Genomic DNA, 26437 nt, shown 5'->3' on the forward strand with positions numbered 1-26437 from the left:
TTTTATATTGACGTTAATAGGATAAAATTGGTATAAAATAAGTAAACTATCTAACGTTATCTGAAATTGTTTCGATGCAGTTATTATAGGAGATAGTAAACATAATGTAAAGGGGTTTGAAAAATGAATGGTCGTTATCAATTAAATAAAAACTTGGCTCAGATGTTAAAGGGTGGAGTTATCATGGATGTTGTAAATGTTGAAGAAGCAAAAATTGCTGAGGCAGCAGGAGCAGTGGCTGTTATGGCTTTAGAACGTGTTCCATCTGATATTCGTAAACAAGGTGGAGTTGCACGAATGTCAGATCCTAAAATGATTCGTGAAATTCAGGAAGCAGTTAGTATTCCTGTTATGGCGAAAGTACGTATTGGCCATTTGGTTGAGGCGCAAATTTTAGAAGCGTTAGAAATTGACTATATTGATGAAAGTGAAGTTTTAACACCAGCAGATGATGAATTCCATATTGATAAAACTGAATTCGATGTTCCATTTGTTTGTGGAGCTAAAAACTTAGGAGAAGCATTACGACGTATTGGGGAAGGTGCGTCAATGATTCGTACAAAAGGTGAGGCTGGGACAGGAAATGTTGTTGAAGCGGTTCGTCATATGCGTACAATGAATAAAGAAATTCGTGAAATTCAAGCAGCTAGTAAGCAAGAATTAATGACGATTGCTAAAAATATGGGAGCACCATATGATTTAGTTTGCTACGTTCATGAACATGGAAAGTTACCAGTTGTAAACTTTGCAGCAGGAGGAATCGCGACACCTGCCGATGCAGCGTTAATGATGCAATTAGGGTGTGACGGTGTCTTTGTCGGGTCTGGGATTTTTAAATCTGATAATCCACAAAAACGTGCAGAGGCAATTGTGAAAGCAACAACATATTATAATGATCCTAAAGTGATTGCAGAGGTTTCAGAAGGTTTAGGAGAAGCAATGAGTGGAATTGATGTTCGTCAATTACCAGAACATGAGCAATATGCAAAACGAGGATGGTAAGATGATAAAGGTAGGAGTATTAGCAATTCAAGGAGCTGTTGCTGAGCATCTCGAGTTATTAAATCAAATCCCAGATGTATGTGCTCAGGAAGTTAAATACCTTGATGAACTTAATGAAGTAGATGGCTTAATTATTCCAGGTGGAGAAAGTACGGCTATTGGACGGTTATTAAGAGATTTTAACTTATTACAACCATTAAAGGAGCGAATACTAAATGGAATGCCTGTGTGGGGAACATGTGCGGGAATGATTTTATTGGCTAAATCTTTAGAAAATGACCCGACGGTTCATCTTGGAGTCATGGATATTACTGTTGAGCGAAACGCGTATGGAAGACAATTAGGAAGCTTTACAACAGAAGTTGAGATAGAAAAGATTTCTTCGAATAAAATCCCTTTAATTTTTATTCGAGCGCCATATGTTACTCAGGTAAAATCTGATGTTGACATTTTATTAGAAGTCAATGATCATATTGTAGCTTGTCAACAAAAGCAAATGTTAGCAACTTCATTTCATCCAGAGTTAACAAAAGATACAAGTTTTCATCGCTATTTTATAAATATGATTAAGCAAAAAGCCTAGAGAAATAATCTTTAGGCTTTTTTAGATTGGAGAATAGATTTGAAAGATAACTAAATACTAATAATATCTATAAAGAAAGTAAGTGACAAATATGAGACAATTTGTTGGGAAGCTTGCGTTTTGTTTAGTTTTTATTTTTTTAATGATATTAGCTATTTTAGAACATGAGGCGATTCAACCGGTCATGAGCGGGGCTGTTTCAGAATTTCCTTCAATCCAGTATATTTCTCAAAAAGAGGCTCAACAGTTAATTGCTAAGACAAAAGGGATTGTCATTATTGATGTTAGAAATAATACGGAATATATTCAATCTCATTTAGAAAATGCAGTTAATATTCCAATGCGAGAACTTAATGAGCACCTTCCTGAATTGGAAAAGTATAAAGATAAACCTATTGTTATTTATTGTGATAAAGGTTATCGCAGTAAAACTGTAGCCATTCAATTAGAAGCTTTAGGCTTTAGAAGGTTATATGTTATAGAGGATGGTATTGGATAAAAGTATCTATTTGTTTAAAGAAGGGATTGAAGAGGTAATTCTCATCGAATTTAAAAGACTAAAAAAACCTGAGAAAATAGGCCACTTTGGTGTTTTTTACTCAGGTTTTTTTATGTTTTTATCATTTTTAAGAGAAAACTTAATGGGATACTCTTTGGCATCATCCTCTATGTAAGAGGTGCTTTTTTTAGGTTTTAACTTTTTAAATAAAATAAGAAAATAACCCTAACAAAATTTGAAGTTATTAATATATTATACTGTAAGCTCAAAGGAAAAGGAAAGGAGGCGGTGAAATGGAAAGATGGAATTCTTATAATGTAGAAAATAATGTGAACGAAATCAAAACATTTGATCCTTCCGTTCAAACATTTGAGCCTACTCAGAATGAATTACTAGAAGTCAAACATTCTGACTCTATAAGATGTGACATTCCAGTTATCGTAACAAGAGTTGAACATCATTATTACTATCATCAGTATATTTACAAACCAATCAAACAAAGAGAGGTACATTATTATCATCATGGTCAACGGCAAATGAAAAATCTTTGTCAGAAAGGTCAATTTATTGATGAGCAATAATCGCAGAAAATATATTATTGACATTAAAGGAGACATAAATTATGAAACAATATGGTTATTCACGTTGCATGGATAAAGAAGAAAAATGGTATCCAGAAGAAAAAGAAGATAGATACTTCGAAAAAGACGATGACTACTTCGATAAAAAAGAAAAATGTTTTGATAAAAAAGAAAAATGCTTTGACAAAGAAGATGACTACTTCGAAGAAGAAAAATGTCAATGCAAAAAACAACGTCGTGAAAAAGAATGCGAACGCAAAGAAAGATGCAAAGTTGTTGTTGAACCAACTGTTTATTGCAAAGAAGAAAAATCTTTCCGTCATTGTGTAAAACACATTGTACCAGTTGTTTGCAAAGAAGTTGAAAATCATCATTTTGATCATGAATATGTAATTGAGAAAAAAGTTATTAAAGAAAAAAATCGTTATGATCATGGTCGTCGCAATGAAGACTGGTGTAAACTTGCTGGATGTGGATGTGGCCGTGAACGTGAACGCGAATACGATCGTAAAGACGATTGTGATTGCGAATAATCTGCTCTCTTATTCAATTTAAGACTGGACCGACTCGGTTCAGTCTTTTCTTTTGTTTAATTAAAAAGTCATTCATTTGGTTTGATTAATATATAAGCAAGGATCAATTTTTTCCATTGTGAAAAATTGGTTGGTTTTATTGTGAGACTGTGTAAATTTTTTAATTCTGATGTGGTAAATGGAAGCTATTCATCTGTTTGTATATAGATAGTATTAAATTTATCTTCCTAATAAAAAAAGCAAATGGAGTCCCCATTTGCTAGATAACATATAGATAAATGCAAAGGAAATGATAGAGACTACCGAGCAAGATGAAAATATGAAAAATCTCGTGGAAACCTAAATACTTAAAAGTAAGACATTTTGGTTTAATAGCATAGATGATTCCGCCAATCGTATATAGAACGCCTCCAATAATTAAGAGGAATAGGCCAGGACCACTTAATGAAGTAAGCAGGGGCTTAAATACAAATACGATTAGCCATCCCATAACAATATAGATAGATGTGGATAGTGTACGAGGACAATTAAACCAAGCAAGCTTGAAAATAATCCCACAAATCGCAATTAAAGTGACAATACTGAATAGAATCCACCCTGATTTCCCATTCAATGCAATTAAGCAAAAAGGAGTATATGAACCAGCAATTAAAACAAAGATCATACTGTGGTCAAGCCTTTGTAAAAAGTTAATGACTGTATCTGAAGAGATGACCATATGATAAGTAGCTGATGTTGCATAAAGTAAAATCATACTAACCCCGAAAATGGTAACCGCGATTAATCCAATAACGGTTGGATTATCCAATACGACCTTAACAATCATCGCAATTAAGGCGATCAAAGATAAAATAGCTCCTGCTAAATGGGTCAATCCATTAATTGGCTCCCTAATGAAATTATTCATAACTAATCCTCCGAACTTTATTATCTAGTATTTAAAACTATATAATGAGATGTTAAAATTATATGCCTAACTTAAAGGGTTGTCAACAATCTTTCGTGTGAAATATTTAAAGAGAAGTGATTGATTTAGTCATTGTTCATTTCATAATCTCATAGGCAAAAGAATGACTGATGAAAAGGGAAATATTAATCATAATTTTTACAAAGAATCAAAGTATTATAAGTAGAAAATATGAATACATTTATTTGGAAAAATAGTACCGTTTTTAGGGGAAGTCCTGTGATTTATAAGTGGAGAATGAAAGGATAATTTGATAAAATGAGGGAGTAGGGTAGACTTTTGGGCATAATACCTAATAGGTAGGAGTGGAGGATTCTATGGCAGTAACAAAGGAAACTTATCAAGCATATTTTACAATTTTAAAAGAAGAATTAGTTCCTGCTTTAGGTTGTACAGAGCCGATTGCAATTGCTTATGCCAGTGCAAAAGCAAGAGAAATTTTAGGTAATTTCCCAGAGGAGATTATTATTGAATGTAGTGGGAATATTATCAAAAATGCTAGATCAGTTGTCGTACCAAATACCGGAAATTTAACAGGAATTGAAGCAAGTGCCATTACCGGAGCAGTTGCTGGAGATTCATCAAAAGGATTAGAAGTTATTGAAAATGTTAATGAAGAACAAATTAAACGAGTTGCATCACTATTAGAAGCTAAGTTATGTAAAGTTAAATTAATTGAAAATGATGCAAATTTACATATTATTGTAAAGATGAAAAAAGGCGATCAGTCGTCATTAGTTGAGTTAATTCATACGCATACTAATATTAGTCGTTTAGAGAGAAATGGAGAAGTCTTACTAGAAAAATCTTTTAATAAAGAAGATTTTAATTCTGCTTTAACTGACCGTTCCGTTTTAAATATTGCAGATATTTTAGAATTTGCGCAAACCGTTGATTTAACAGACTTAAAGGATATGTTAGAACAACAAATTAACTATAATTTAACGATTGCTGAAGAAGGATTAAAAAATCAATATGGTGTCAATGTGGGTCAAATGATTTTAGATTGCTACGGTGATGACGTCAAATCTAAAATGAAAGCTTATGCGGCAGCGGGATCAGATGCTCGTATGTGTGGATGTAGTTTACCAGTTATGACGACATCAGGAAGTGGAAATCAAGGAATGACCGCTTCCTTACCAACAATCGTTTATGCTAAGGATAAAGGATTAACAGAGGATGAGATGTATCGTGCATTAATTTTAGCGAGTTTAGTAACCATTCATCAAAAAACATTTATTGGTCGTTTATCGGCCTATTGTGGCGCTGTAAGTGCAGCTTGTGGAAGTGGAGCGGCTTTAACATACATGAAAGGTGGAACACTTGAACAAATCGAAAATACGATTACAAATACATTAGCGAATATCGCAGGAATTGTTTGTGACGGAGCTAAGGCTTCATGCGCAGCTAAAATTGCCTCAAGTTTAGATGCTGCAATTATGGGGCATTATTTAGCAATGCGTGGGGTTGCTTTTGATGAGAAATGTGGAATGGTTCAATCAACAATTGAACAAACCATTGAAGCATATGGGCGTTTAGGACGAGAAGGAATGAAACAAACGGATATTGAAGTATTAAATATCATGCTAGAAAAATAAATATGAAAAGGACACTAAATAATAAGTTTAGCGTCCTTTTGTTCTATTTAAGTAAAAAAGTCATATGATTATTGTAAGTGCATATAGGAGGGGGACATATAATGTTAAATACCTTATTACCTTATATCGGGTGGATTGTGCTAGCAGCTGTAGTTATCATTATTTTATTGATGTTGTGGAAAAAGGCACCACAGGATAAAGCGATTGTTGTCACTGGATTAAAGCGTCGTGTGATTAGTGGGAGTGGAGGAATTGTCATTCCTTATCTTGAACAAACGTCACGGATTTCTTTAGAAAATATTAAGGTAGAAGTTAAAACACATGAATCATTAGATAGTAATGGGGTTCCAATTGATACAGATGGGGTCGCTATTATTAAAGTTAATTCGGATCCTAAAAGTGTTTTATTAGCTGTAGAGCAGTTTAACACGGGTCGTGAAAAAGAAACAATTAATGTCATTAAAGAAACCGTACAAGATGTACTAGAAGGAAAACTACGTGAAATTGTCTCTAAAATGACGATTGAGGAAATTTATAAAGATCGCGAAATGTTTGCAAATGAAGTGGAGAATGTTGCCAAGGCTGATCTTGATAAGATGGGACTTGAGATTAAAACATTTACAATTCGTGACATTGATGACACCAAAGGATATTTAACGGCATTAGGAGCAAAACAAATTGCTGAAGTGAAGAAAAATGCAGCGATTGCTGAAGCAGAGGCTGAACGAGATCGTATGCAAAAAACATCAGAAGCAAAACGACTAGGGACTGAGGCACAATTAAAAGCTGAAACTGAGATTGCATTAGCAAAAAAAGAAAAAGAATTACGTGTCCAAGCTTATAAAGAAGAGGAGCAAAAAGCCCAAGCGAAAGCTGATTATGCCTATGAAGTGGAACAAAATATTGTGAAAAAGAGCGTCATTGAAGCATTAAAAAATACACAGTTATTTGAAGAGCAACGTCAAACGGAAATTGCGATGCAACAAGCAATTAAACAAGAAAAAGAACTCGAAGCAACTGTTAAAAAAGTTGCAGAGGCTCAAAAATATAAAGAACAACAAGAAGCGGATGCACAACGTTATGCTATTATCAAAAATGCAGAAGCGGAGGCAGAATCAATTCGAATTAAAGGTGCTGCTGAAGCAGAAGCGACTCGTGTAAAAGGTCAGGCACTTGCGGAAGCGATGAAAGCAGAGGCAGAGGCCATGCGTGAAAAAGCTGAAGCTTATAAACAATATGGAGAAGCAGCAATTGTACAGATGATTGTTGAGAAGTTACCTGATATTGCAAAAAATATCGCAGATCCATTATCACAAACTGAGAAGATGGTCATCATTGATAATGGGGGAGGGCACGGAGCAGCCAAAGTCACTCAAAATGTAACTAAGATGATCTCAGAAGTTCCAGAGGTGGTAGAATCTTTAACAGGAATTAATTTAATAGATTTAATTTCTTCTTTACAAAAACCACCAACTAATGAAAATCAGATTGAAGAAAATAATCTCAACTAAAAGGAGCTAATATAGCTCCATTTTTATGATTTAATGTCGATTGAATAATATGGAACGATATTTTTATCGAAATTCGCTCTTAATAATTGTCTGATTATTGGATAATTTGAACGATTTAAACAGAATTGTGATATACTAAAATTATATAAAATATATATGGGATAGGGTTAGTAATTCATGGAGCGTATGAAGTTGAAGAAAAAAATGATTAAATTTGGATCTCTTTCGGGATTGTTTATTATTACAATTGGAATAAGTCTAAGTAAGAATATAACGATTTTTGGAGAAAGTCGTCAAGATTCAGTCGGGAAACCATTATCGTCACAATCGTTTAATCAAACGAATCAGGCAGCAATTGTAGCAAACTTAGATCAACTGGCTAAAGAAAAGCTTTTAGAAGAAGAACGTTTAGCCGAGGAAAAACGACAAGAGGAAGAACGTTTAGCTGAAGAAAAAAGACTAGAACAACAACCGGCTAAGTTAGACTTGGAAAGTTCGTTTTATGAAAATGTTATAACAGTCTCAAATGGAGATTCAAAACTCGTATTAGTGAATAAAAATTATGCATTAGATTCAAGTTATGCTCCAAGTGACTTAGTGCTCCCAAATGTTTTGGCACTTGGGCATGAACAAAATAAAACTATTTATTTACGTGAAGAAGCATCACAACATCTTGAACAATTATTCAGTGCAGCAGAACAAGAAGCGGGATTAATCTTTTTAGCACGAAGTGGTTATCGTTCATACGAAACACAAGTTTCATTATATCAACGATATGTTGATCAAAATGGGCAAGAAGCTGCGGATCGTTTTAGTGCAAGAGCAGGTCATAGTGAGCATCAAACAGGTTTAGCGATTGATGTGACAGCTGATAGTGTGAATGGACAATTAACAACGGAATTTGGTAAAACAGCTGAGGGCATTTGGCTAAAAGACAATGCACATCGATTTGGCTATATTATTCGCTACTTAGAAGGGCGAGAATCTGAAACTGGATATCAGTATGAACCTTGGCATATTCGTTATGTTGGTGTTGAAGCTGCAACCGAAATTTATCAAAATAATTGGATTTTAGAACAATACTTAAATAAATAAAAGAGCTATTTTTTTCATAGCTCTTTTATTTATGATTATTTAACCTCTACATTACCCGTCACTTTTGATGTATTATCTAGCTTAAAACTATCTTTAGCTTCTTGTGTTTTGAAGTAGATATTTCCATCAACTGTTGCATCAACTAATTCAAAGTTATTACATTCGACGTAAACATCTCCTTTGAATGTTCCACCTTTGATACGAGAGCCATCTTGTTTGAATGTGGCTTTAGGAGCCGTTAAAGTGTAAGAAGCAGTTTTAACACGATTTTCATCTTGTTTATATAAAGTAAGTAGAAGTCGAACGACTTCATCACCTTTTTTTAATCCACCTTCAAAGACTAATTCACGATCAGTTTTTAAATCTTTAGTAATGATAACGATCCAGCTATCTTTTACTGCTGTATCAAGAGACTGATCATCAGTTACCCAAGAAGGACCTGTCGTCGTGTCAACTACTTGATTATTTGATTGAGTCTGATTAGTCATATCAGTATTTTTATGACTACAAGCACTAACTAAAGCTATTAATGTCAAAAGTGTTAGAATAGTTATTTTCTTTTTCATAACATAACTTTCCTATCATAAAGATGTTTACTTTATTAATTTAAACGTTAGTTATGAATTTATGAAGAATAAATAAAAAAACGTCTACCTTTCGTAGACGTTTTTAAGATGGAACAGATAATTAAGCTTTGTTAATTGATCCGAATAATTCCATTTTTTCTTTAACTGTAGCTTTGATCGCTTCGAATCCTGGGTTTAATAATTTACGAGGGTCGAATCCTTTACCTTCTAAATCTTTTCCAGCTTCGATGTATTTACGAGTAGCTTCTTGGAATGCTAATTGGCATTCAGTGTTAACGTTGATTTTAGCAACACCTAAAGAGATTGCTTTTTTGATCATTTCTTCTGGGATTCCTGTTCCACCGTGTAATACTAATGGAGTATTTCCAGTTGAAGCGTTGATTGCTTCTAAAGCATCGAGTGCTAATCCAGCCCAGTTTTCTGGGTATTTACCGTGGATATTTCCGATACCAGCAGCTAACATAGTTACTCCTAAGTCAGCGATTTGTTTACATTCAGCTGGGTCAGCAACTTCACCTTTACCAACTACACCGTCTTCTTCTCCACCGATTGATCCAACTTCAGCTTCTAAAGATAATCCTTTTTCAGCAGTTAATTTAACCATTTCAGTTGTTTTAGCGATGTTCTCTTCGATTGCATAGTGAGAACCATCGAACATGATTGAAGAGAATCCAGCTGCCATAGCGTCTAAAGCACCTTGGTAGCTTCCGTGGTCTAAGTGTAATGCAACAGGAACAGTGATGTTTAATTCTTTCATCATTCCGTTAACCATACCTACGATTGTTTCGTAACCGCACATATATTTTGCAGCACCTTCAGAAACACCTAAGATAACTGGTGAGTTGTTTTCTTGAGCAGTTAATAAGATAGCTTTAGTCCACTCTAAGTTGTTGATGTTGAATTGACCAACAGCGTATTTACCTTCATAGGCTTTTTGTAACATATCTTTAGCAGAAACTAACATGTTGTTACCTCCATTGTATTATTAAATTATTGGATTGAGAACTCTGCAAATTCTTGCTTAGTCTTCTCTTCCTCACAGTAATTATAACGGAATTTGTGAAAAAAATAAATAAAAATGTTTCATTTTCCAGTTGACCAGTTAAGATAAACACTCGTCTCAAAGTCATACGTTTTAGATTGTTTAAATGAAAAGGGTGTTATTCGGCGGTCTTTTTGCCATGAAACTTAATTCTGATTTTGAAGCTTAACGAGACGTCGTTCAATGTAAAGTTTTAGCAAGGCGACAATCGGAACTGCTAAAATCATCCCAAAAGCACCTAAGTAATTTCCTCCAATTAAAATCGCCATGAAAATCCATACTGGCGCTAGTCCGACGCTTTCCCCAAGAATTTTAGGTTGTACAAAGTTTCCATCAATCTGTTGGTAGATAATTAATAACAGAGCACCTAAAAGTCCCAGCTTAACACTTGTAAATAATCCTAAGATGAAGGCTAAAACAGCACCAATAATAGGACCAATATACGGAATCACGTTTGTAATACCAGCGATGAATCCAATTAATAAAGCAAATGGATGCCCAATAATTAAAAGAAGAATCGTTGAAGCAATACCAACAATCAGAGCATCTAATAGTTGACCTAAAATAAAGCCGCCAAATATTTCATGGACATCCTTCAGAAATCTCTTTATTTTAAGTTTGGTATTGATTGAAAGAGTCACAGTTGCAATTTTATCAATGGCGATAAAAATGGACTCCTTATCTTTTAGAAAATAAAAAGTTAAGATGAGTGTCGCAAAAAGATTAATAAAAAAGGTAGCAACATTTGTGACCATCCCTGTTCCTGAGGCAAAAATTTTAGTTAAAAATCCACTCAAAAAGCCCGTAATATAAGTCGTTAATTGATGAATTTGATTCTCTGTAATATGAATCAATTTAAAGTAAGGTGCTAACTTTGAAAGCCATTCTGTTAAAATTGTTTGAAAATTTGGAATATCTTCTCCAATAGTCAGGAGATTTTGGAATAATGGTGGTACGATAGATTTTATCAATAAAGTAATTGTTCCAAATACTACAATGACAAGGATAAGAAGGCTGATTAAGCGATAGGTCTTAGGTGATAAGCTACGCTTTGTCCATCTATCCCATAGTTTTTTAAAGTAATGTTCGATAAATAATAGGGGACGATATAAAATATAAGAAATAATAAAGGCGTATATAATTGGGGAAATGACAGCTAAAAAATTAAAAAATAAATTTTTAAAAAATAGAAAGATATCAACTGAATGACGGGAGACTTGATAAACGAACAGTAAAAGGACTCCAATCATTAGCGTAATTAGACCTATATTAAGATATTTTTTATTGATCTTTAATTTATCGAACATTCAAAGGGTCACTCCTTAAACACTTGAGTATCGCTTAAACTCCTTTCTAATTAGATAGAAAGAAATGATGGCAATTATTAAATCAGTAATAGGTTGTGCTAACCAGACCCCATTTAACCCTATAAATTTGGGTAAAATTAAAATTAGTGGAATTAGTAAGATAATCTGTCTAAGAATAACAAGCCAAATCGAAAGTTTAGATTGTCCAATTGCTTGAAAGAAGTTTGGTGCCGTTGTTGTTAACGCACAAAGGGGCAGACTAAATAAGTAAAGTTTAAGTCCCTCTGTTGTAGAGGGTAGCAGTGAGTCATCTGAATTAAAGAAACGAATTAAAATATCTGGAATCAGTTGAATTAAAATAAATCCAATCGTAAAAATAACAGTCGCTGCTAAAGTTCCTTGAATAAATGTTAATTTTACACGATCATAACGTTTCTGACCGTAGTTATAACCGATAATAGGAACTGACCCTTGATTAATTCCAACAGTAGGCATTAGGGCTAAATTTGTAATCGTTGTTACCGTCGTAAAGGCACCGATAGATAAAGATGTACCGTAATAGGCCAATGAACGATTAAATAAAACTTGAATTAAAGCTGTTATTAACTGAACAAGAGAAGTAGATAACCCAAATAGTAAGATAGGCTTGATAAGTGATAATTCAGGTTTTAAGTAAGTCCATTTTAACTTTAAATTTGACTTTCCAATACTATAGTAGTAAAAGACATAAATAAAAACAGCAAGATAGGAGAGGACGGTAGCAATAGCAGCCCCCTTAATTCCTAATCCTAGCCCAAAGATAAAGATAGGATCTAGAACAATGTTAATGACACAACTCATTATTAGAATGAGAGCTGCTCTTTTTGGGTTACCTTCTGATCGAATCGTAGCCATTAAAGAAAAACCAATAATATAGAATGGGATTCCGAGAATCATCACATTTAAATATTCTGATGCTAGTGGTAAGATGATTTTATTTGCTCCAAAGAGTTCTAGAAGTGGTGTTTTAAAGATAAAGAAGATAATCATGAGAAGTAAACTTATCATTACTCCAAGACCAGGGACTTGATTTAATATTTTTTCTGCCATTAGTTGATTTTTCTCTCCTAGTTTAATTGAAAGATTAGCAATGGCTCCATAAGTAATTAAAAGCTCACAAGCTAAAATAATCGTAATAAATGGCATCACTGTTCCGAGGCTGGTTAAAGCGAGTGCCCCAATATCAGGAATGTGACCAATGAAAACACGATCAACCGTATTGTAGAGTGAAACAGTCATCATGCTGACGATGGCTGGGATACAATATTTTATTAATAATTTGTGAATAGGGCATGTTTGTAATGAATCGTTCAAAATTAACACTCCTTGTTTAGATTAATATTGTAGACTATAATAACAAAATAAATCTTAAGGAGCGAGGACATTTGTCCAGTGTAGTTTAGAAGGAGGCAGGACGTGTCAGTATTGATGAAAGAACTAGAAACGAGTTCATTTTTAAGAGGCAAGTATGAAGTGAAATCATTTCGAAAAGAGGAGATTATTTTAAATGCAGAGGATCGACTAGATTCGATTATTATTTTAAAGAGCGGAAAGTTGAAGACCTATTCCTTATCAGAAAATGGGGCAAAACATTTAATGCGAATTTACGAAGCAGGAGGATTGCTTGGTGATGTTGAAGTGTTCACTGATAGTGTAGTAATTTGTTTTGTAGAAGCGATGGAAGATGGGGAAATGTATGTGATTAAACGTGAGCATTTTTTTAAATGGATGGAACATGACTTCAATATTTCATTATATATTGTCAGACAATTAGCTGAAAAATTGATTAATACGGGTATTAAGATGCGATCGGCAGTTAGTTATCCATTAAAATACCAAGTGTTACTTTATATTTGGAAATATGTTAGCCAATATAAGAATAACTGTATTCCAAAAGTGTTAATTGTTGAGGAATTAGGATCCAATATTCGAAGTATTAATCGCATTTTAAAACAATTAGCTGAAGAAGGAATTATTATTAATCTGAGTGGTAAGATAAAAATTGAAGATCTTAATTTAGTCTTGACGATGATGAGTCAGTACGAATTATGTTAGTCACGATAAATTTCTAGAGAGAAAATTTATAGTGACTCTATTTGGCCTTACCCTATCAGTGGAGGATAGCTAAGAGTTCGTAAACTCACTATTTAGCGTAGGGACCCACTATCAAATTATTTTAAGAATTAAGGGTGAATTGAGATAGATAGAGTACTTTTTATTTTGTATATACAGACAGGAAGAAAGTAGTATTTTAAGTAGGCAATTGAGTTGACAATTATTCCCCTCAAGCATATACTGATAATATGAATATATGAATAATCATTCATGTGATGGATGGGAGGCGGACCTTATGGGGAACGATAGAATATTTAAATTAACTTTATCTGGTTTAGATTGTGCCAATTGTGCTAATAAAATTGAAGATCGTGTCAATCGTCTAGAATTAGTTGAAGAAGCTAATCTCAATTTTTCAACGAGTCAGTTAACAGTATTAATAAAAGAATCAGCACTTAAAACAGATGTTATTGCTGAAATTAAGCGTATTGTGAAGCAATTAGAGCCACATGTTGTTGTTGAAGAACGTGTCTCAACACAAGTCATTCATAAAAGTAGCTGTTGTGGAGGAAGTTGTTCTTCACATACAGAGTCTCATCATGGTCAAGCAGGACATAGTCATGAACATTCTCATAAAACATTAGATAATGAATCTTCATCGAAAGTGTTTAGTTTTATTAAAGAAAATGCTTGGTTATTACTTGGTGTCATTATTTTCTTAGCTATTCATACCTTTAAACCAGTAGGGATATTAGAAGTTGTTTTATATGGAGTCAGCTATTTATTGATTGGTGGAAAAGTATTATTAACCGCCTTTCGTAACATTACGCGTGGTGAAATCTTTGATGAAAATTTTTTAATGATGGTGGCAACTGTTGGAGCATTCGCCATTGGTGAATATCCAGAGGCAATTGCCGTGATGTTATTTTATGAAATCGGTGAACTATTCCAAAGTTATGCCGTTAATCGTTCACGTAAATCTATTAGTAGTCTACTTGATATTCGTGCCGATCATGCGAATTTAGTCACTGAATCAGGAACAAAAGAAGTTGCCCCAGAAGCTGTTTCAATTGATGATTTGATTGTGATTAAACCTGGTGAACGTGTTCCACTTGATGGAAAAATCATTGAAGGAGAATGTTATTTAGATACATCAGCGTTAACAGGTGAATCAGTACCACGTCTTGTTTCGGTTGGAGAAGAAATTTTAGCCGGATGTATTAATACGAATGCGTTAGTTAAAGTTCGTGTCACTAAAGTAGCGGGAGAGTCAACAGTCGCGCGTATTCTAGAATTAGTCGAAAATGCTTCATCTAAGAAAGCACAAACTGAAAAATTTATTACGAAATTCGCTCGTGTCTATACACCGATTGTTGTTTTATTAGCGGTGCTTATTGCCATCATCCCTCCATTCGTATTCCAAGTGAATTTCTCAACTTGGCTATATCGCGCGCTTAGTTTCTTAGTCGTGTCTTGTCCTTGTGCTTTAGTTGTTTCTATTCCACTTGGATTCTTTGCTGGTCTTGGTGGCGCATCCAAACAAGGGGTGTTAGTTAAAGGTGGAAACTACTTAGAAGCTTTAAATCATGTTGAAACGGTGGTATTTGATAAAACAGGAACATTAACAAAAGGGGTATTTAAAGTAAGCCAAATCAAACCTGTGAATATGAATGAAGCAGAGTTCATTGAATTAGCAGCTTATGCAGAGAGTCAGTCAACGCACCCAATTGCAAAATCAATTGTCGATGCTTATACTCAAGTGATAGATACAACGGTTTTATCACAATATGAAGAAATAGCAGGGCATGGGATAAAAGTATTTGTTGGGGATAAAGAAGTACTTATCGGAAATGTAAAACTGATGCAACGTGCAAATTTAAATGTAGCTGAGGTTGACGCCATCGGAACGATTATTCATATGGTTGTGAATCAACAATATGTTGGATATATGGTTATTGCGGATGAAATCAAAGAAAATTCAAAAGCTGCCATTGCAAAATTAAAGCAACATGGTGTTTCAAAAGTTGTGATGTTAACGGGTGATCACGAAGGGGTTGCTAAAAAAGTGGCAGCAGAGCTTGGGGTAGATGAAGTTTACGCTGGGTTATTACCTCATCAAAAAGTTGAACATGTCGAAGAGATATTAGCACATAAAACAAAAGATAAAAATGTAGTCTTTGTTGGGGATGGAATGAATGATGCACCAGTTCTTGCTCGTGCGGATATCGGTGTTGCAATGGGTGGTATCGGATCGGATGCGGCGATTGAAGCAGCTGATGTCGTTTTAATGGAAGATGATCCAATGGCACTAGTTAAAGCGATTAACAAAGCCAAACAAACAAGTACGATTTTATATCAAAATATTATCTTTGCCTTAGGCGTTAAAATCTTAGTCATGATTTTAGTTGCTTGTGGACTAGCAACCATGTGGGCAGCAGTTTTTGCTGATGTTGGTGTGACAATTCTAGCGGTTATGAATAGTACACGTGCTCTAAAATCTAAAAAATAAAAAATGAAAAAGGATGTCTTCAGTTTATGAAGAGATCCTTTTTCATTTCTTTAGAAAATCTTAAGTTTTATTTCAATTTTTCCTTTAGGAATTGTTGCTATGATAGCAATATGAAATCAAAGAGAGTGGGGTGAGTTATTCCTAAATGGTATAATAGTAGCAAATATCAGCTTAGGGAGATGGATGTTATGAATCAATCACATATTTTAGTCGTTGAAGATGAAAGAGATATCGCAGTTGCCATTGAAGCTTATTTAAGTAATCAGGGGTATAAAGTAAGTATTGCCGGAAATGGCATTGAAGCATTAGAGATTGTTGAATCAACTATTATTGATTTAGCCATTGTCGATGTGATGATGCCGAAGATGGATGGGATTACATTTACAATGAAATTAAGAGAAAATTATCACTTTCCAGTCATTATGTTATCTGCTAAATCGGAAGAGGTAGATCAAATTATGGGGTTAAATATGGGAGCGGATGACTATGTGACTAAGCCTTTTCGTCCACTTGAATTATTAGCACGCGTTAACTCTCAACTTAGACGCTATAAAAGATTTTCCGCCATCAAGCAAGAAGAGAATCATCATCTCATGACAATTGGGGGGCTTGAGATGAATACCGAAACAAAAGAATTTACGGTAGATGAAATACCAGTCAAGTTAACGCCAATTGAGTACAAAATTTTAAATTTACTTATGAAACATCCGGGAAGGGTCTTTCCTGCTGAAGAAATTTATGAACGCATTTGGAATGAAAATGCGGTGAATACAGACACGATCATGGTTCATATCCGTAACATTCGAGAAAAAATTGAAATTAATCCAAAAAATCCAAAATATCTAAAGGTGGTGTGGGGCGTTGGCTACAAAATTGAAAAACAATAAACTCCTTGTAACGATAATCTCATGTTTAGTGTTAGTCGGATTATCAGTCGGAATGTATATGACTTATCCTAATATTGAAGCATACGTGGAAAAAAATAAAGATAATTATTTGGAGTCTTATTCTTTTTATGAACAAATGCGATACCAAATGTATTTAACATATGTTGAAGCACTTGAAAATGAAAATAGTGATTCGTTAAATATCGTTGAGAAATTATATGATGTTCCAACCAAAGACTTCGAAAGCATTTATAAAGACTTATTAAATCAGTATTATGATAGATATGGCTATGATGAAGAGTATGATGATGTAGAACAAAATGTTTCATTTTCTATTCTGAATGGAGTCACAGTTGAAACGAGTACTAGTTTAAATGCAGCTTCTGAAAATAATTCACAAGTAGAGCAAAGTATGAAGTTTTCACAATTAAGTCATGAACAACAACTAGCAGCAATTAAAGACTTATTAGTCGAATTCATGCCGAGTGATATTGATGAGCTCAGATATGAATATAACCTTGAAAATTTATATTACTTTGCTGTAGATCAAACGAACAATCAAACATATTCATATAGCGGCTATTCCGGTCCTCAATTATCAGAGTTATCTTTGTTGTTAAATAATTCAACGGAAGACACACTCGCTCAGTTAAAAGAAGACTATCAATATTTTGTTGTCTTAGATTATGATGCAGAGGGAGATTTAACCGTTTCTAATCTTTATGGAGTGAATTTCACATCGCGATATTCTACATCTGGAGATTTATCTACCATTAATGCTGAAAAAGAAGTTTCAATTAGGCTGGATTCAGGAAGTTTAGGATATAATCAAGTTGTTGCATTTGCACCCATTAAAAATATGACCTTTGTTTACGGTGTTCCAGCGCAGTTATTGTATCATGATGATATTTATCGAGACGATTATGTGATGACTTTTTATAACATTCAAGAAATGAGCTTCTTCTATGATGGTATTGCTCTTGTAGCTTTAGCCCTGTTTGCCTTAATCATCCCTTTAAAATCTATTTCAAATGTTAAATTCATTAAGCGAATTCTTAAATGGCCAATTGAATCGTTATTATTAACGGCCAGTATTCCATTCGCATTTTTCATTGAGCTACTTCCAAGCATAATCTATTCAACCATTGAGAATCGATTGGTTACTGGTATTCCAAAGCAAGCTCAAGTTATCTTTACCGTTACATTCAATCTTGTGGTGTGGTTTGCAGTGTTTACGTGGATGTTCATTTTGTTCCTATACATTAAAAGCCTATTTAAACAAGGATGGAAAGTGACGTTTACAGAAAGATGTTGGACGTACCGTGGATGCCGTTTCTTAATTAGAAAGTTAAGAAAGTTTTTAAAAGTCGATTTGAAAGAGAAAAATACAAAGAAATTATTCTTCTTAGTAGGTATTCAATGGATCCTAATATCAGTATTCTGTTTAGGATGGTTCTTCGGAATTATAGGAGGATTTATTTACAGTATTGTTTTATATGTATTTCTTCTTAAATACCTCATGAAGACTGAGAAAGATTATGCACATTTATTCAAGGTGACGGAACAATTAGCAGAGGGAAATCTTGATGTTGAAATTGATGAAGATCTTGGAATCTTTAATGCATTTAAAGAGGAAGTGATGCATATTCAAGGTGGATTCAAAAAGGCAGTTGAGGCTGAGGTGCGCAGTCAGCGAATGAAGACAGACTTAATTGCCAATGTCTCACATGATTTAAAAACACCGTTAACGTCTATTATCACATACACCGATTTATTAAAAGATGAAGATTTAGACAAAGAAAAGCGAGCACAATATTTAGAAACACTTGATCAAAAAGCACAACGCTTAAAAGTTTTAATTGAAGATTTATTTGAGATGAGTAAAGCAAGTAGCGGGAATATGACGATGAATTTACAAGAAGTTGAACTCACTTCTCTTATGAAGCAAACGTTGTTGGAGCTTGAAGATAAAATTGAAGAAGCAAATTTAATGATTCGTTCGAATTTCCCAGAACATAAAGTACTATTGATGCTGGATAGTGAGCGTACGTTCCGCGTTTTTGATAACCTAATTTTAAACATGACAAAATATGCAATGCCACATACGCGTGCCTATATTGATATTGTTGATCTAGAACAATCGGTTCAAATTATATTTAGAAACATGTCAGCCGATGAAATCAATGTAGACGTTGATGAGTTAACAGAACGCTTTGTGCGCGGCGATCAAGCCCGTCATACAGAAGGTTCTGGATTAGGATTAGCGATTGCAAAAAGCTTTGTTGAACTTCAAGGTGGAACATTAGATATTCACATTGATGGAGACTTATTTAAAGTCATTTTAACGTTTAATAAATAATCTAAAAAGCACTGATTTTTCAGTGCTTTTTACGTGCATAATAGTTGGTAAAAGTTATTGATTAATAAATGATGAGACCTTTATAATTGATATGATGGAGTATTGTTTCAACTATTAGAATAAAATGAATATGTCGCTAATATAGGAAGTGAAAAGATGAAAGTTTTAAATATTGGTTCATGTAATATTGATTATATTTATGATGTCGACCATATGGTGCGACCTGGTGAAACCCAAACGGTTCATAATTTAGAAATCGTTAGTGGTGGAAAAGGGCTAAATCAATCGATTGCCTTAGCTAAAGCAGGCGTGGAAGTTTATCATGCAGGATTAATTGGAAAAGATGGGATGATTCTTCGTCAGGCCTTAGAAATACATGGAGCTAAGACCGATTATTTATACGAAGTAGAAGGACCAAGTGGTCATGCGATTATACAAATTGATGCTCATGGAGAAAACTGTATTCTTGTTTATCCAGGTGCGAACCATCAGTTTAATGAAGCACGAATTGATGAGATTTTAAGCCACTTTGAATCAGGAGATTTATTATTACTTCAAAATGAAGTTAATGAGATGCCGTTAATTGTGAAGAAGGCTCATGAACGTGGACTTCAAATCGCTATTAATCCAGCACCATTTAATGAACAAATTAAAGATATTCCATTACACCTTGTGGATTATTTAATTTTAAATGAGATTGAAGGACAAGATTTAACAAAAGAAACAAATGATTTCAAAGTGTTAGAGGCATTAAAAGTTAATTATCCAAATACACATATCTTATTAACGCGAGGGAGTAAAGGTGTTTTATATACTTATCAGGAGGTAATGATTGAGCAACCAGCATATAAGGTGGAAGCAGTTGACACAACGGCAGCTGGCGATACATTTATCGGGTATTTTATTTCAGGGCTCGTTCGAGGATTAGATATGGAAGAGACTTTAAAGTTAGCTTCTCGTGCCTCATCGATTACAGTCACTCGTAAAGGATCATCATCATCAATTCCAACAATAGAGGAAGTTGCAAAATAAAAGACCATCATGGTCTTTTATTGCAATGATATGTAAAAAATGTAAGATTCTATTCAAGAAGAGGGGAGATATGTGATGAATCAAAATATAGGATGTTTAGGAAGTATACTACGGATATTTGGGATCTTGTCTAAAGAGGTTAGTCCGCAAATGAGGTAGGTAAGTGAGATAAAGCTACCTTATCGGTTAAGGGACGATTTTTTATCATCTACAGAATTATCATTTTATAAAGTACTTATGTTAGTTTTAGAGAATGAATCAGTTACAGTTTTTACAAAGGTATCTTTAGGGGATTTGTTTTTTTGAATATTAGAGATTATAAAGAAAGAACGAAATATTGGAATAAAATTAATCGTAAGCATGTTGATTTCTTAATTTGTGATCGCGATACACTAAAACCAATTGTAGCAATTGAATTAGATGATTCGACACATGCACGAGAAAATCGACAACTGAGAGATGAGTTTGTCAATCAGATTTTCACCGCAGCAAAATTGCCACTTATACATATTAAGGTCAGTCAGTCGTATATTATTTCAACATTACAGGAGGAATTAAAAAAATATCTTAATCAAGCAGATGAGTCTAAAAAGGTATCAAAGGTTAATGAGAGTGTTCCAGTTTGTCCGAAGTGCCAAATAGAGATGGTAGTTCGTAAAACTAGGAGAGGAATGAATAAAGGACAAAAGTTCTATGGTTGTGTGAATTATCCTCGTTGTAAACAAACAGAACCTTTCTTATAATAATTAAATAACTCTCTTCATATAGTATTAAATGAAGTCATCATACGATGAAGGGGGATACTTTAAATGAAGGGGTTCTTAGGAGAGCAGTTGTATCGTTTGTATAAAGTGATTTTGAAGCTTGTATTAACGATAGTACCGACTGTACTGATGACGATTACTTTTTTTGTTCAATTAGCTCATTTTGAGTTTGGATTGGAAGGGATTTTCTCTCAAATCATAGGTCTATGTATTCATATATTAATAACTTTAATTCATGCGCTTATCATCTCATTTATTTGGGTAACTGTTGTTTTCTTTTTGCTGAAGATCTGCTCGTTTCCGATTGATGGAATTGATATTGATTCATTAGAAAATCTCGTCCTAAAAAGGGATAAAAATCATGGATATATTTCTAAAAGTGATTGTCTTTTTAACATGATTGGAATTGTCTTTTTGATTTGGCTCATCTGTTTTCAACCTCAATGGATTGCGAGTTATCATGTTTTGAATGGACAGCTACAAATAATGGAGCCATTATTCAATGTCTCTGTTTTAAGGGGCTATCACCCGTTAATTTTTATTATTTATGGATTTGGTCTACTTTATTATTGGTGTAAGTTAATGTTAGGACGATGGTCATTCAAACTGCTTATATTTCAATTAGTGTATAAAGTGTCAGCCTGTTTCTTATTTTGTATGATGATGTTAAATCAAACGCTATTTAATGAACGATTCTTTACAACGTTATTTTCTTTTAGTCATTCAAACTGGACAATCGATTGGTATGTATCGAGTCGAGTGTTAATCGTTATCTCTGTTGTTAGTTTAGTCATTGAAATGAGTCGAAGTTTTCTGGAGTACAGTAAAGATCATTAAGGAGGCGGATTAAAATGAATTTGCTGGATGAATTAACCCTTCTTTTCTAGAAAATTGAAAAGAAGGGGACTTATATGTTTAAGAAAGATCAATTAAATCAATTAGCTTTACCATTAATCTTAAGTAATGTTGTATCACTAGTTATTAGTCTTTGTGATCAAGCTGTTATGGGCCATTTATCAATAACAAGTTTTGCTGCAGTTGGAATTGTAGCTGGATTTATTAATAGTGTGACAGGGGTATTAGGTGCAACTTCAATTAGCTTCAATATTTTAGGAGCACGAGTTTATCAGAATCAATCATTGTTTCGAAAATATCTTGAAACTCAGGTCATATTAAGTTTATTAATAGGACTACTAGGTTTTGGATTTATAACCTTTGGTGGAAAGTTTATCTTTCAACAGATTTATCAATTAAATGCGCAAGTGCTAGAAGAATCATTGAACTATGCGTATATATTCAGTAGTGCTATTGGATTAAATCTGTTATTATTCACTTGTTCAAGCTATTTAAAAATAATAAATCGAACTAAATATATTTTAATTGGGAATACAGTCGCCACAATCAGTAATGTTATTCTTGATTTGCTCTTTGTTTATGGTTTAGGTTTGGGGATGATTGGAAATGCAGTTGGATCTGTTTTAGCACTCATTTTAAATCTTATTATATACCTTGTTTTATTGAAATGTGAAATCAGATGGGAGGTACCATTATTTAGATTTTCTTTAATTAAAGAAAATCTTCAATATGCCTTTCCAATGATGGTTCAAGAATTTTTAGAAAATACCATTTTAATTGTAGTATTAGGAGCGTTAATCTCACGTATTGGGCTTCTTGAGGTCTCGGTTTATCAACTAATTAATAATTTATTACAGATTTCATGGATGCCAATGTATGCTTATGCACAGGCAACCTTGACGATTGTCAGTGAGAATCCAAAATGCATTGTTCCAATTCATCAGCAAGCGATTACTAGGTCCATTCGATTATATGCTTTAATTTCAGTTTTTCTTGTTTTAAATCAGAATTTTATTATTAATTTAATTACTAATCAAAAATTATTATTAGAGTATTTTTGTAAGTACTTTCCAATGGTTATTATTCTTTTTATTTTTAATAATATGTTAACAATTTATCAATATACACTTCAGACTTTAGGAGAACAGAAGTGGATTTTAAAAACTACATTACTTATTTATAGTATAGGATATCTACTTATCTATTTGTTTGCTCAATTGTATAAATCTTTATGGATTGTTTACGTGATCCTTGCTATGATTTATTTTATATTATCAAGGATCATGAAACTAAAACTTAAAATAAATCTAGACAAATATCTCCAAATTCCACCATGTTTATAGTAAAATAGGAACCAGGTATGAAGGTTTTTGATTTTGGTAGCTAGGTGGATGATAAGAAGTGGGTCAGAGTTATAAATCAGTAAAGAAAAATTTTATCATTGTTGTTATTCTTGTAATGACGATAATTAGCTTAATAGGAGCAACCATTGAGCGATATTTTGAAGAGATGCTAGTTAGTGATTATCGAAAAGAAAGCCTTGAAGTTTCAAGTCATATGGCAAAGGCAATTGACGAACATTTAACTTCGAAGATAAAAGAGCTAGAGTTTTTAGCAGGTGTTGTAGTTGAAAAAGTTGGAGATGATTCAACATTTGAGTTTGATATTTTAAATCAAGATTTAAGTTCAGAAATATTTAATGCTTTATATTTAGCTAAGGCTGATGGAACTGTTAGATCAACGGATGGAATAGAGAGAAATTACGGTGATCTAAGCTTTTTCCGACTTGCAATGAGTGGAAGAAGTAATATTTCAAACCCAATTACTAGTCAATTTGACAGTAAGCGAATCATTGTCTATGCCGTCCCTATTCAAAAAGATAATCAAGTCATTGGAGTTTTATGTGGCAGAAATACAGTTGAAGAATTAAATAAGATTATTTTAAGTCAAATGTATGGATCAAGTACGGATGTTTATGTTGTGGGTGATAACGGTGAAGTTATTCTTTCTAATAATTATGATAATAATTTTGTTGTAAATTCCTTTAATGACTATTATATTAACTTATCTGCTCCTAGTAATTCACAGTATATTCTGTCGACTAATCATAGTCAAAGTATTGAGTGGGAAGATAATTATGGAAACAATAGTTATATTAATTATCAGAAAATTGATAATGTAAGTGACTGGTATATTTTAACGACCGCTAATTCAGAAGTATTGGCTACTAAGATTCAGCATATGAAACAACTGACGTGGTGTGTCGTCATTTTAATTAATATATTATTTGTATGTATTTATTATTATGTTATAAAGATCAAGAAAGATAACTTAGAGTATATTAAACGGTTAGCATTTTATGATTCAGTGACAGGATTATTAAATAACAATGGGTTTATGAAGAAAGTTGAATCTGTGCTAAAGCGTTCAAACCAAACGTATTATTCATTAGTGGTGTTTGATTTAGAATCTTTTAAATTAATCAATGAAATTTATGGCTATAGTAAAGGGGATCAACTTTTAAAAGAAATTGCTTTTCGGTTAAAGGCGGAATTTCATCCATCAACTATTTTTGGACGATTATCTAATGATGTTTTTATTTTAATGCTTGATACAAGAATTAAATATGAAGAGAAATTAATTCCAGCTACAATTCAAAGTATTGTTAATTTAGCAAGTCAACAGATTATAGAGAATCCATTGAATGCAAGTATAGGGATGTATTATTTTGATAATAGTGAATTAAATATCCAGCGTGCAATTGACCATGCAGATATGGCACGTTTACATGCTAAGAAAAATTTATCTAAGCGTTACTACTTATTTGATGATAAATTATTTAAAAATAAAATGGATTTAAAATTAATTGAGCAAGAGATAAAACCTTCATTAATTTCTAAACATTTCCAAGTATTTTATCAACCTAAAGTAAATCCTTGTACAGAGGAAATCGTAGGTGCTGAAGCACTAGTTCGTTGGTTCCATCCAGATCGGGGATTTATTAGTCCAGCATTGTTTATTCCTATTGCTGAAAAATCGGGAGATATTATTACTGTTGGAAGATGGGTGTTTAATGAAGTGTGCTCGATGTTAGCTGAACAAAAGCAAAAAGGTATTGAGAGTATTCCTATTTCAATTAATTTATCTCGTGTCGAGTTATATCAGTCGGATTTAATTTTATTTTTAAAATCAGTCATTTCTCGTTATCAAATCGATCCATGTTTAATTGAAGTTGAAATTACAGAAACAACTGCATTAAATGATGTAGAATTAATTAATGAAAAAATTAAAGCTATTCATGAACTTGGTATGAAAGTATCAATGGATGACTTTGGAACTGGAAGTTCAACGTTTAGTAACCTAAAGCAGGTTGATATTGATATTTTAAAAATTGATCGATCATTTTTATGTGATATTGAGACGAACTTTAAAAGTAAGGAATTGGTTCATGGAATCATTGATTTAGCTAAGCGAATTGGTGTTGCTGTTGTCTGTGAGGGAGTAGAAGTTCAAGAACAAGTTAAGATTCTCAAAGAAATGCGTTGTGACCTCATTCAAGGATATGTTTATGCTAAGCCAATGCCAAGATCAGAATTTGAAGATAAAATCCAACGAGATGATTTTCTTTAAGAATCAACGTTTATAATTACTAATCCTTAGAGAGGTAAGTTAATGCTGCTTACTTTTCTAAGGATTTTTTAAAGTAATAGTTACCATTTTATTCCTGTTGCGGTTGTGGATCTAATAATCATCTGCTATGATAAAAATAAGTAGCTAGTATATGCGAACTGTAGTTGAAGAGGAGGGAGATAAGAAAATGAATCCTATCTTATTAGCTTTTATAGGGACAATGATTACATTCTTAGCTACAGTAATAGGTTCAGCTTTTGTTTTCTTTTTTAGAAATGGAATTAGTCCGTTTTATCAACGAATTTGTTTAGGTTTTGCTGCTGGGGTGATGATTGCTGCTTCAGTATGGTCACTTTTGATTCCTGCGATTGAAATGGCTGAAGAACAGGGAAAGATTGGATGGATTCCTGCAGCGGGTGGTTTTATTTTAGGTGGGTTATTTTTATATATATTAGATAAAATGTTACCTCATTTGCATCTAATGAGTGGATTAACAGAAGGTCCCTCGACTCAATTAAAGAAATCGACTCTATTATTTTTAGCTGTGACCTTACATAATATTCCAGAGGGGTTAGCTGTTGGTCTATCATTTGCTTTAGCCGCTAGAGAAGGAAGCTCACTTAGTTTAAGTGCGGCACTTGTTTTGGCGATTGGAATTGGCTTACAGAACTTACCTGAGGGGGCTGCTATTTCTTTGCCATTGCGTAAACAAGGAGTTAGTAGTCAAAAAGCTTTTGCCTTTGGTGCCTTATCAGGAATTGTAGAACCGATTGCGGGGGTATTAGGTGCTATTTTAGTTGGATCAATTATTAGTATTATGCCATGGTTCTTAGCTTTTGCCGCAGGTGCAATGATTTATGTTGTAGTTGAGGAATTAATTCCAGAAGCTCAATTAGGAGAACACTCGGATTCAGGAACATTAGGGGTTATGATAGGATTTCTTATTATGATGATTTTAGATATTGCTTTAGGTTAGAAAACTTGATTGAATAAATCAAGTTT

23 protein-coding genes are annotated in these 26437 nt (G+C 33.4%); 18 read left to right on the forward strand and 5 right to left on the reverse strand.

All coding sequences use genetic code 11. From position 1 onward, the window contains the following. The first annotated feature begins 123 nt into the window (after positions 1–123). The 5 genes from pdxS to AT726_RS12735 all read left to right on the forward strand — a co-directional run bounded on the left by pdxS (position 124) and on the right by AT726_RS12735 (position 3198). Positions 124–1002, forward strand: a complete 879-nt coding sequence (gene pdxS / locus AT726_RS07870) for a pyridoxal 5'-phosphate synthase lyase subunit PdxS (RefSeq protein ID WP_068759341.1) — start codon at positions 124–126, stop codon at positions 1000–1002. A gap of 1 nt (position 1003) precedes the next feature. Next, the gene (pdxT, locus tag AT726_RS07875; RefSeq protein ID WP_055241915.1) at positions 1004–1585 is read left to right on the forward strand and encodes a pyridoxal 5'-phosphate synthase glutaminase subunit PdxT; all 582 of its coding nucleotides are present in this window, start codon (positions 1004–1006) and stop codon (positions 1583–1585) included. A gap of 142 nt (positions 1586–1727) precedes the next feature. Further along, the gene (locus AT726_RS07880) at positions 1728–2084 is read left to right on the forward strand and encodes a rhodanese-like domain-containing protein (protein ID WP_237297029.1); all 357 of its coding nucleotides are present in this window, start codon (positions 1728–1730) and stop codon (positions 2082–2084) included. Between the two features lie 293 nt (positions 2085–2377). Continuing rightward, positions 2378–2665, forward strand: a complete 288-nt coding sequence (locus AT726_RS07890) for a hypothetical protein (RefSeq protein ID WP_055241907.1) — start codon at positions 2378–2380, stop codon at positions 2663–2665. Between the two features lie 41 nt (positions 2666–2706). After that, positions 2707–3198 carry a hypothetical protein gene (locus AT726_RS12735; protein ID WP_055241905.1) on the forward strand — a complete coding sequence of 164 codons (492 nt, stop codon included), beginning with the start codon at positions 2707–2709 and terminating at the stop codon, positions 3196–3198. 259 nt (positions 3199–3457) lie between these two features. On the opposite strand, the gene trhA is transcribed toward AT726_RS12735, so the two are convergent. Further along, positions 3458–4105: a PAQR family membrane homeostasis protein TrhA gene (gene trhA / locus AT726_RS07900; protein WP_068759343.1), complete on the reverse strand. Its 648-nt coding sequence runs from the start codon at positions 4103–4105 to the stop codon at positions 3458–3460. A 377-nt stretch (positions 4106–4482) separates the two neighbouring features. Here trhA and AT726_RS07905 point away from each other — a divergent pair, with 377 nt between their 5' ends. From AT726_RS07905 to AT726_RS07915, 3 genes are all read left to right on the forward strand, one after another. Then, positions 4483–5763, forward strand: coding sequence for an L-cysteine desulfidase family protein (locus AT726_RS07905; RefSeq protein ID WP_068759344.1), 1281 nt, complete (start codon positions 4483–4485; stop codon positions 5761–5763). A gap of 101 nt (positions 5764–5864) precedes the next feature. Beyond that, positions 5865–7274 (forward strand): flotillin family protein, encoded by a 1410-nt coding sequence (locus AT726_RS07910; RefSeq protein ID WP_068759345.1) that lies wholly within the window; start codon positions 5865–5867, stop codon positions 7272–7274. Between the two features lie 177 nt (positions 7275–7451). Continuing rightward, positions 7452–8369, forward strand: a complete 918-nt coding sequence (locus AT726_RS07915; RefSeq protein ID WP_068759346.1) for a M15 family metallopeptidase — start codon at positions 7452–7454, stop codon at positions 8367–8369. 35 nt (positions 8370–8404) lie between these two features. Here the strand turns inward: AT726_RS07915 and AT726_RS07920 are convergent, their stop codons facing one another. From AT726_RS07920 to AT726_RS07935, 4 genes are all read right to left on the reverse strand, one after another. Next, positions 8405–8935 (reverse strand): lipofamily protein, encoded by a 531-nt coding sequence (locus tag AT726_RS07920; protein WP_068759347.1) that lies wholly within the window; start codon positions 8933–8935, stop codon positions 8405–8407. A gap of 121 nt (positions 8936–9056) precedes the next feature. After that, the gene (fba, locus tag AT726_RS07925; protein WP_068759348.1) at positions 9057–9920 is read right to left on the reverse strand and encodes a class II fructose-1,6-bisphosphate aldolase; all 864 of its coding nucleotides are present in this window, start codon (positions 9918–9920) and stop codon (positions 9057–9059) included. A gap of 224 nt (positions 9921–10144) precedes the next feature. Further along, on the reverse strand, positions 10145–11305 hold the full coding sequence (locus AT726_RS07930; RefSeq protein WP_068759349.1) for an AI-2E family transporter: 1161 nt from the start codon (positions 11303–11305) through the stop codon (positions 10145–10147). Between the two features lie 15 nt (positions 11306–11320). After that, entirely contained in the window at positions 11321–12667 is a 1347-nt protein-coding gene (locus AT726_RS07935) for an MATE family efflux transporter (protein WP_237297031.1), read from the reverse strand. A gap of 93 nt (positions 12668–12760) precedes the next feature. On the opposite strand from AT726_RS07935, the gene AT726_RS07940 reads away from it, so the two are divergent. The 10 genes from AT726_RS07940 (at position 12761) to AT726_RS07985 (ending at position 26411) form a co-directional block, all read left to right on the forward strand. Next, complete coding sequence (locus AT726_RS07940) at positions 12761–13399, forward strand: Crp/Fnr family transcriptional regulator (RefSeq protein ID WP_055277213.1); 639 nt, start codon at positions 12761–12763, stop codon at positions 13397–13399. 295 nt (positions 13400–13694) lie between these two features. Further along, positions 13695–15908, forward strand: coding sequence for a heavy metal translocating P-type ATPase (locus AT726_RS07945; protein WP_068759351.1), 2214 nt, complete (start codon positions 13695–13697; stop codon positions 15906–15908). A 188-nt stretch (positions 15909–16096) separates the two neighbouring features. Further along, complete coding sequence (locus AT726_RS07950; protein WP_055277209.1) at positions 16097–16795, forward strand: response regulator transcription factor; 699 nt, start codon at positions 16097–16099, stop codon at positions 16793–16795. Further along, the gene (locus AT726_RS13205) at positions 16770–19154 is read left to right on the forward strand and encodes a sensor histidine kinase (protein ID WP_068759352.1); all 2385 of its coding nucleotides are present in this window, start codon (positions 16770–16772) and stop codon (positions 19152–19154) included. Before AT726_RS07950 ends, AT726_RS13205 begins: the two co-directional genes overlap by 26 nt. Positions 19155–19310: 156 nt before the next feature. Then, positions 19311–20186: a ribokinase gene (locus AT726_RS07960; protein ID WP_068759353.1), complete on the forward strand. Its 876-nt coding sequence runs from the start codon at positions 19311–19313 to the stop codon at positions 20184–20186. Positions 20187–20488: 302 nt separating this feature from the next. Next, a complete protein-coding gene (locus tag AT726_RS07965) occupies positions 20489–20929 on the forward strand; it encodes a DUF2726 domain-containing protein (RefSeq protein WP_237297032.1) in 441 nt (146 codons plus the stop codon). A 66-nt stretch (positions 20930–20995) separates the two neighbouring features. Beyond that, on the forward strand, positions 20996–21787 hold the full coding sequence (locus AT726_RS07970; RefSeq protein ID WP_055305447.1) for a hypothetical protein: 792 nt from the start codon (positions 20996–20998) through the stop codon (positions 21785–21787). 74 nt (positions 21788–21861) lie between these two features. Next, a complete protein-coding gene (locus AT726_RS07975) occupies positions 21862–23148 on the forward strand; it encodes an MATE family efflux transporter (RefSeq protein WP_068759354.1) in 1287 nt (428 codons plus the stop codon). Positions 23149–23206: 58 nt separating this feature from the next. Beyond that, positions 23207–25435, forward strand: a complete 2229-nt coding sequence (locus AT726_RS07980) for a bifunctional diguanylate cyclase/phosphodiesterase (RefSeq protein WP_068759355.1) — start codon at positions 23207–23209, stop codon at positions 25433–25435. Between the two features lie 151 nt (positions 25436–25586). Further along, positions 25587–26411, forward strand: coding sequence for a ZIP family metal transporter (locus AT726_RS07985; RefSeq protein ID WP_237297034.1), 825 nt, complete (start codon positions 25587–25589; stop codon positions 26409–26411). Positions 26412–26437: the final 26 nt, after the last annotated feature.

Origin of the sequence: Turicibacter sp. H121 (genome assembly GCF_001543345.1) — a bacterium.
GTDB lineage: Bacteria > Bacillota_I > Bacilli_A > MOL361 > Turicibacteraceae > Turicibacter > Turicibacter bilis.